This is a genomic window from Geobacillus sp. ZGt-1 (genome assembly GCF_001026865.1).
Classification (GTDB): domain Bacteria; phylum Bacillota; class Bacilli; order Bacillales; family Anoxybacillaceae; genus Geobacillus; species Geobacillus thermoleovorans.
Window position 1 is genome coordinate 548658 of record NZ_LDPD01000023.1, and the last position, 8027, is coordinate 556684.

Sequence of the window (8027 nt, forward strand, 5' to 3'; positions counted from 1 at the left end):
CCCCCCCCGGATAGCCGAAGATGACTTCGACTTTTTCTTCCTTGAGCGCTTCAATGAGCATCAGCGACCCGCTCATTCTCGCCTTCGTCCTCGCTTTTTCTTGTTCCTCGACTTTCATTTTTGTCATCGTCGATCCTCCCTGTGATTTGTCATCCATATAAAAAACCTTTCCGCCCACGATGGCTGTCATTTCCAGCCAAAGGGGCGAAAAGGTTTCCTTTCCGCGGTACCACCCTTCTTCACGGCCGTGACGGCCGCCTCAGGAGCGGCCAGCCGAAGCCGGCCGCTCATTTTGGTAACGAGTGAAGCGCGCGTCTCCACTCGTCCAGCCCTACTAGCCGTCCGGCGTTCAGGCTGGCGCTCAGAGGTGAGTTCATCAAGCGGCAACATCACCGGTTCGCAGCTCCCCCGGCTCTCTGTGGATGTTGACCCCGCTGACTACTTATCCTCGTCAACGCTTTTTCGCTATCCACTTGTCATGGACGATCAACCGACATTGGCGTTCGTCGGATACACCTTTACTCCTTCGACGACCACGCGGCGGCGAAATTCTTCAAGCAACCGCTTGGTATGCGGTCCCGGCGTCCCGTCGCCGATCGTCCGGCCATCGACTTTAATGACCGAAATGACTTCGGCCGCCGTCCCCGTCAAAAACACTTCATCCGCGACATAGACATCATGGCGGGTAAACGGCTCCTCTTTCACCGTATAGCCGAGATCCTCCGCGATTTCGATGATCGCTTGACGCGTAATGCCTTCAAGCGCCCCGACATACCCAGGCGGTGTGTAAATGACGCCGTTTTTGATGATGAAAACATTGTCTCCCGAACCTTCCGCGACATAGCCTTGATCGTTTAAGATCAGCGCTTCGCTTACGTTCGCCAAATGCGCCTCGATTTTGACAAGCACATTGTTTAGGTAGTTGAGCGATTTGACTTTCGGGCTCAGCACATCAGAGCGGTTGCGGCGCGTCGCCACTGTCACCACTTCGATGCCGGTTTCATATAAATGTTTCGGGAAGAGCGCGAGCGGCTCGACGATAATCACGATTTGCGGCGTTTTGCATTTGTACGGATCCAGTCCTAAATCGCCGACCCCGCGCGAAACGACCAGGCGGATGTATGCATCTTGATAGCCGTTGCGGCGGATCGTTTCGAGCACGTGGCCAATCATTTCTTCCTTCGTGTACGGAATGTCGAGCAAAATCGACTTCGCTGAATTGTATAGCCGATCTATATGTTCTTCGAGGCGGAATACGTTGCCGCTATAGACGCGAATGCCTTCAAATACCCCGTCGCCATACAAAAATCCATGGTCATACACGGAAATTTTGGCGTTTTCTTTTGTCACAAATTCTCCGTTTAAAAAGATCCATTGTTCGCCCACTTCGGTTCCCCTCTTCCTTGATCAGTCAGCAGTTGCTTTGAACGGCTCGATCATTGTATTGAGTCGTTTCTCTTATTTGAAAATTATAATAATCCGAAACCTTTGCGCCGTCAATAACGTTTTTTGAAAATTCCGATTGGTCAAACTATTTGAATGCGCTTACATTATGATAGAATCAAGGTTTTGCCGATATAAAAAAATTTTTTCTTTCTTTGCCGTCTCATAGAAAACGCGCCCTTGAGCGCAGTTCGCTCCTCATTCGATATGAACATAACGGGCTCAAGGCGCGCTCATTTTTCTGATAGAAAAGATCCGTAAGCAACGTTCGCTTCTCACTCGGACATGAAAATGACGAATCAAAACGATGCGCCTTTTTCCACTTCATCTCCCCAAAACGAAAAAAGGCGGCCCAAACACAGGCCCCCTTTCCAAACACGCTATATGGCACTTCCATTTTGAAAGCGAACCTGTTGAAGCGGCCTTGCTTACCGTAAAAAAGCTGGCGGTTTTGCCGGCTTAGATAGAAAACGTTTGTTCCATTTTGAGAATAGGCTGTCCATCCACTTCATAAAACTGGACGTGCGCCCGTCCGCTGTCGACCGTCAGCACCGCGTACGTTTTTTCTTTTCTTCCGCGCGGCAAGGCGATGCTGCCGGGATTGATGAACAGCAACCCATCGATTTGTTCAGCACCGGCCAAATGCGAGTGGCCGAAACAAACGACGTGAGCCCCTGTTTCTTGTGCGCGATAGGATAAACGCAAAAGCGACGTTTTCACCCCGTATAAATGGCCGTGGGTGACAAACAACCGAACGCCGCCCACCTCTTCGATGCGCTCAGCAGGAAACGCGGCGAAATCGCAGTTGCCGCGTACGACGGCAAACGGGGCAATCTCGTCCGCCCCCACCTCCAACTCCGAGTCGCCGCAATGGATAAACAAATCCGCTTCATGGCGATGACGGTTGACAATTGCAGCAAGTTCGGCAGTCAGCCCATGGCTGTCGCTCACAATCACCGCCTTCATTCCGTCCGCCCCTTTCCACCGACGATCTCCTCCCACTGCTCATCGAGCTTCGTCAGCGCCTTGGCGCGATGACTGATTTGATTTTTTTCCTCGGGCGCAAGCTCCGCCATCGTTTTTCCCCGCTCCGGAAGGTAAAAAACCGGATCATAGCCAAAGCCCCCCTCCCCACGCGGCGCTTCGGCGATATAACCATCGCATGTCGCTTCGACAACGGCGGTCGGCCGCCCTGGGATCGCGACGGCGAGCGCACAATGAAAACGAGCCGTGCGCTGCTCCATCGGCACCCCGTCAAGCTCGCGAAGCAGCTTGGCGATGTTGCGTGCATCGTTTTTATCTTCCCCGGCATAACGGGCCGAATGAACGCCCGGCCGGCCGCCGAGCGCATCGACCACGAGCCCGGAATCATCGGCGATCACCGGCCGCTTTAGACGCCGCGACGCCGCTTCTGCTTTGAGCACGGCATTTTCCGCAAACGTGCTTCCCGTTTCTGCGACATCCGGAGCGTCCGGAAAGTCAAGCAGCGATTTCACTTCGACGCCCCGCTTGGCAAACAAAGCGGCGAACTCGCGCACTTTGCCAGCGTTTTTGGTCGCGATGACAATCTCCTTCACTCTGTGTCCTCCTCTGCCGCTTCTTTTTTTTCGCCGATGCGCGCCGCCCACTCGCCCAATGCGCGGCGCTGAACGGCGATGAGCTGCTCGATGCCTATTTGCGCCGCTTCAAGCAATTCATCGAGCTCGGCGCGTGAAAAAACCGCTTCCTCTCCGGTCCCTTGAATCTCAACAAATTGACCGGCTCCGGTCATGACGACGTTCATATCCACTTTCGCCCGCGCATCCTCGTTGTAATCTAAATCAAGAATCACCCCATGCTCCGGATCGATGCCGACCGAGGTAGCGGCGAGAAAATCGCGGATCGGAAGCGCCTCGAGCCTCCCTTCTTCCACCAGTTTGGCAAGCGCCAACACAAGCGCCACATACGCACCGGTGATCGACGCCGTCCGCGTTCCGCCATCCGCCTGAATGACGTCGCAATCGATCCAAATGGTCCGCTCACCAAGCTGTTCAAGATCAACAACCGAGCGAAGCGCACGGCCGATTAAGCGCTGAATTTCCATCGTCCGCCCCGACACTTTTCCTTTGCTCGCTTCCCTCACATTCCGCTGCTCTGTCGCCCGCGGCAGCATCCCATATTCGGCCGTAATCCATCCTTTGCCGCCGCCGCGCATAAACGACGGCACTTTCTCTTCGACCGTCGCCGTGCAAATGACTTTCGTGTCGCCGACTTCAATGAGCACCGACCCTTCAGCGTGCTTCATGTAATGCGGGTGTATATGTACAGGGCGCAGCTCGCAACTGCTTCGTCCGTCCGCTCTCATCAACTGAGTCCTCCTTTTCTCCATCTTCAACGGAATGCCAGACGCCGCATTTCTTTCCACCTAGCGAAAAAAAGAAAGAGGCGGAATACGTTTCCACCTCTTTGTTATACCATAACGTCCTATTCGTTTCCAGCCTGTCAGCACCAACCGGTTAAAATGTCCCGGTATTGACGTTTTGCGGCCGAGCGACCGGTTTGGTGAGCGGCTTGCCGTCTTCCGTGACAAGATTGGCTTTGCCATTGACTGTGATCGCCACGCTTTCGACTCCTTTTTGCTCAGTGAGCGACAAAACGAGGGAATTCAACACGACGTCGGAAATGACATTTTTCTTGTTGCTTCCATAAATGCCTTCGTTAAAGTTGAGCGTCACTTTGCCATCCTCATATTTCGGGGCATCGACAAGCTTCGCGTCCGGCTGAAAGACGCCGACAAGCCCGCTCCCTTGCTCTGGTCCTTGAATCAGTTCGTTGACGGCCGCGGCAATATCATCTTTCTCCTTATTGGACACACGCCGTGTCACCGGCACATAGTATGTGCTGTTCCCTTGTTGGGCGACAAAATAAACGGTGACTGGATGCGTATTCGTAATGTCTGGCACGCCGCTCGCTTCCATATTGATGCCGTCGGCGCGGCTTACCCCATCTTGAATCGGTGTTTTATTGACCGGCATCACGTTTTGATCGTAGCCGTTGATGCGGATTTTGACGCGCTTGATATTGTCAAATTGCGTCAACGTCCACGTAATGGACTGCAAAATTCGTTTTTCGTCCTCCGGCTTATAGTTTTTAAATTCTGGAGAAAAGTCGGCGATCAACGTTCCGTCTTTTTCCAATTTTGTGCCAAGCACCGTCGTTCCGGCCGGAATGACCGCGCGGAAGCCGTTCGGCAACATTTCTGACACAGGTCCGTCTTCAACCAAATATTCGAGTACTTGTTTCGCCACGGCCTGCGTTTTCGGCAATTCCACTGTTTGCGGCACGACAAAGCCGTTTTTGTCAATCAAGTACAGCTCTCTTTTCACCGTCTCGGTGGCCTTCGCTTTCTCCTTCTCTTCCTTTTGGCTTTCCGTCGCTTCCTGAAGCGCTTGGCCGTCTTTGACATAACTCGTCTCTTGCGGCGGATCGATCTCCTTCACCGCCTCATCTCGCCCAAACAAACCGCAGCCGCCAAGCAACAACAGCGAGGCGAGCAGCGGCGCCGCCCATATGTGAGTCGTCCGTTTCATTGACGTTCCCTCCTACTCGTAGTTTGTACTACTATGTATACGAGCCGTTTTCCAAAATAGAATAAAAAAATCCTTTAGCGCATGGACGCTAAAGGATTTGTTGGTTACAGCCGAATCGCTTCGACCGTGCCGATCGGCTTGCCAAACCACTTCCCGGAAATCTTTTCAAACAGCTCTTTCGGCCCAGTCGTGAAAAACAAATGCTCCGGTTCGCGCTCGCCGGTGTAAAGGAGCTGGCTGTGATGCAAAATCGCGCTCACTTCACGAGCTGTCTCACCGCCTGAGCAAATGAGCTTCACGCGTTTGCCCATATACGTGCGAATGAGCGGCGCGAGCAACGGATAATGCGTGCAGCCTAAAATCAGCACATCGATCGGCAGCGGTCGGAGCGGAGCGAGAGATTCGGCGACGATCGCCATCGCCTCCTGCCCTTCAAAGTCGCCGCTTTCCACCAGCGGAACGAATTTCGGACAGGCCAAGCTCTCGACTTGGACGCGCGGATTGATTGATTGAAGCGCCTTTTCATACGCCCGGCTTCGGATCGTGCCAATCGTGCCGATGACGCCGATGTGCCCGCGCCTAGTCGCTTTCAGGGCGGCGCGAGCGCCGGGATGAATAACGCCAAGCACAGGAATGTCAAGCTTCGCCCGCACGTCGTCAAGCGCGACCGCCGTCGCGGTGTTGCAGGCGATAACAAGCATTTTCAAGGGATATTGCCGCAAGTAATCAATCATTTGCCACGTAAATCGACGGACTTCTTCCACCGGCCGCGGCCCGTACGGGCAACGGGCGGTGTCGCCTAAGTAAATAATTTGTTCTTTCGGCAGCTGCCTCATAATTTCTTTGGCGACGGTCAAACCGCCGACTCCTGAGTCAATGACACCAATTGCTCTTTCCAAGTGATCGCCTCATTCTTTCGTCATTTCTTGATGCAATTTGCGCAAACAACGCTCAAAGACGACGATTTCCTCGTCTGAAAAGCTTTCAAGCACGCTCGCTAGATCGCGCTGGCGTTTCTCAATCACTTCTTCGATAATGCGCTCCCCTTTTTCAAGAAGGCGAATGCGGACGACGCGGCGGTCGTGTTCATCGCGGACTCTGGCGACAAGTCCGTTCCGCTCCATGCGGTCGACCAAGTCGGTCGTCGTGCTGCACGCCAAATACATTTTGTTCGATAACTCGCCGACCGTCAAGTCCCCTTCTTCAAGCAGCCACTGCAGGGCGACAAATTGCGGTGGGGTGATCGGATAGTTGGTTAAAATTTCACGGCCGCGCTGTTTCAAATTTGCGGCGATATAGCGAAGCAATTTTTCCAACTCGGCGACCGTTCTTTCATTCATCGCAGACGGCATACCATCTCTCCTTGATCGTTTCCGCGGCCAGCCTCAAACGGCGGCTTGCGCCGACAGCTATTCTTACTTTTCATTTTACAACACCGGCAAAGATAATCAACAAAAAAATGCGGCGGCCGCCGCGGACGAAGGCCGGACGGGCGCCAAGCCTCGTCCGGCCGCAAGGGAACATAACAGCCGGCTGTCCAACAAGGAAAGCCGGCATCGTTTATAGTTCAAGTTCGCCCATTCGAAGCAATTCAATGACAGCTTGCGAGCGCCCCTTGACCCCAAGCTTTTGCATCGCATTCGAAATATGGTTGCGGACCGTTTTCTCGCTGATAAACAGCTCTTTGGCGATCTCTTTCGTCGTCTTGTCTTGCACGAGCAATTCGAAGACTTCTTTTTCTCTTTTTGTCAAAAGCGGCTTCGATTGAAACGATTTGTCCTTCAACGGTTGTAACCCTCCTTGCTCTCAATGGGCCCGAACTGCCGGATGGGTATTTCCTCGCCATATCGTATGTGAGAGCAAGAGCGGCGGTGACGAAAATTTGCTTATCTAATAGAAAAATGGGTCTTTTTTTTCTTCATCTTTCGGTTCGCCGGAGACGGTTGGCTGCCGCTTGTCCAGAAAAACAAAAAATCCCCCTCATGTCTATTCGAATGAAGGGGATTTTGATTCTGCCGCTACACTTCGTCGCTGCCAAAGAAATCGCGGAACATTTGAATCGTCGTTTCGCGGTTTAACGCCGCGATCGATGTCGTCAACGGAATGCCCTTCGGGCACGATTGCACGCAGTTTTGCGAGTTGCCGCAGTTGGCCAGTCCGCCGTCGCCCATAATCGCCCGCAGCCGTTCGGCTTTATGCATCGCCCCGGTCGGGTGGGCGTTAAACAGCCGCACTTGCGACAGCGGCGCCGGGCCGATAAAGTTCGACTTGCTGTTGACGTTCGGGCACGCTTCGAGGCAGACGCCGCATGTCATGCATTTTGACAGCTCGTACGCCCATTGCCGCTTCCGCTCTGGCATGCGCGGCCCCGGACCCAAGTCGTACGTTCCGTCGATCGGAATCCATGCTTTCACTCGCTTCAACGCGTCAAACATCCGGCTCCGATCGATGACCAAGTCGCGGATGACAGGGAATGTGCGCATCGGCTCAAGGCGGATCGGCTGCTCGAGTTTGTCAATGAGCGCGGCGCACGCCTGGCGCGGTTTGCCGTTAATGACCATCGAACAGGCTCCGCATACTTCTTCCAGACAGTTCATTTCCCAAGCGACCGGCGTCGTTTTTTCCCCTTTGGCGTTGACTGGATTGCGGCGAATTTCCATGAGCGCCGAAATGACGTTCATGTTCGGGCGGTACGGAATGACAAACTCTTCTTCATACGGCGCGGAATCCGGACGATCTTGGCGCGTGATGATCAAACGAACCGTTTTGTTCTCGCTCATCTTACTTCACTTCCTCTTTCTTTTTGCTGTAGTCGCGCTTGCGCGGTTTAATCAACGAGACGTCAACGTCTTCATAATGGAACGCCGGACCATCTGGCGTGTAGCGGGCCATCGTCGTTTTCAGCCACTCTTCGTCATTGCGCTCCGGAAACTCCGGCTTGTAGTGCGCCCCACGGCTTTCATTGCGATGGTAAGCGCCAAGCGTAATGACGCGGGCGAGCTGCAGCATGTTGTA

At 53.7% G+C, this 8027-nt stretch carries 9 protein-coding genes, 2 pseudogenes and 1 other annotated feature; all 11 genes and pseudogenes read right to left on the reverse strand.

Annotated features, from left to right (window positions below; translation table 11 throughout):
* A pseudogene (locus VU18_RS18520) lies at positions 1–127 on the reverse strand (acetolactate synthase); the annotation flags it as partial.
* Positions 128–197: 70 nt separating this feature from the next.
* Positions 198–464: a binding site (T-box leader), on the reverse strand.
* Positions 465–486: 22 nt separating this feature from the next.
* Positions 487–1386, reverse strand: a complete 900-nt coding sequence (gene ilvE, locus VU18_RS11530) for a branched-chain-amino-acid transaminase (protein WP_011232138.1) — start codon at positions 1384–1386, stop codon at positions 487–489.
* Positions 1387–1902: 516 nt separating this feature from the next.
* On the reverse strand, positions 1903–2409 hold the full coding sequence (locus tag VU18_RS11535) for a metallophosphoesterase family protein (protein WP_011232139.1): 507 nt from the start codon (positions 2407–2409) through the stop codon (positions 1903–1905).
* Positions 2406–3020 carry an XTP/dITP diphosphatase gene (locus tag VU18_RS11540; protein WP_011232140.1) on the reverse strand — a complete coding sequence of 205 codons (615 nt, stop codon included), beginning with the start codon at positions 3018–3020 and terminating at the stop codon, positions 2406–2408. Before VU18_RS11540 ends, VU18_RS11535 begins: the two co-directional genes overlap by 4 nt.
* Complete coding sequence (rph, locus tag VU18_RS11545; protein WP_011232141.1) at positions 3017–3787, reverse strand: ribonuclease PH; 771 nt, start codon at positions 3785–3787, stop codon at positions 3017–3019. Before rph ends, VU18_RS11540 begins: the two co-directional genes overlap by 4 nt.
* A gap of 151 nt (positions 3788–3938) precedes the next feature.
* Positions 3939–5012 carry a GerMN domain-containing protein gene (locus VU18_RS11550; RefSeq protein WP_011232142.1) on the reverse strand — a complete coding sequence of 358 codons (1074 nt, stop codon included), beginning with the start codon at positions 5010–5012 and terminating at the stop codon, positions 3939–3941.
* A 104-nt stretch (positions 5013–5116) separates the two neighbouring features.
* A complete protein-coding gene (gene racE, locus VU18_RS11555; protein WP_011232143.1) occupies positions 5117–5911 on the reverse strand; it encodes a glutamate racemase in 795 nt (264 codons plus the stop codon).
* A gap of 9 nt (positions 5912–5920) precedes the next feature.
* Entirely contained in the window at positions 5921–6364 is a 444-nt protein-coding gene (locus VU18_RS11560) for a MarR family winged helix-turn-helix transcriptional regulator (RefSeq protein ID WP_014196465.1), read from the reverse strand.
* Positions 6365–6572: 208 nt separating this feature from the next.
* Positions 6573–6797, reverse strand: a complete 225-nt coding sequence (locus VU18_RS11565) for a response regulator transcription factor (protein WP_008881129.1) — start codon at positions 6795–6797, stop codon at positions 6573–6575.
* A gap of 233 nt (positions 6798–7030) precedes the next feature.
* Entirely contained in the window at positions 7031–7792 is a 762-nt protein-coding gene (gene sdhB, locus VU18_RS11570) for a succinate dehydrogenase iron-sulfur subunit (protein WP_011232145.1), read from the reverse strand.
* Position 7793: 1 nt separating this feature from the next.
* Positions 7794–8027 (reverse strand): annotated as a pseudogene (gene sdhA / locus VU18_RS20255) (succinate dehydrogenase flavoprotein subunit); the annotation flags it as partial.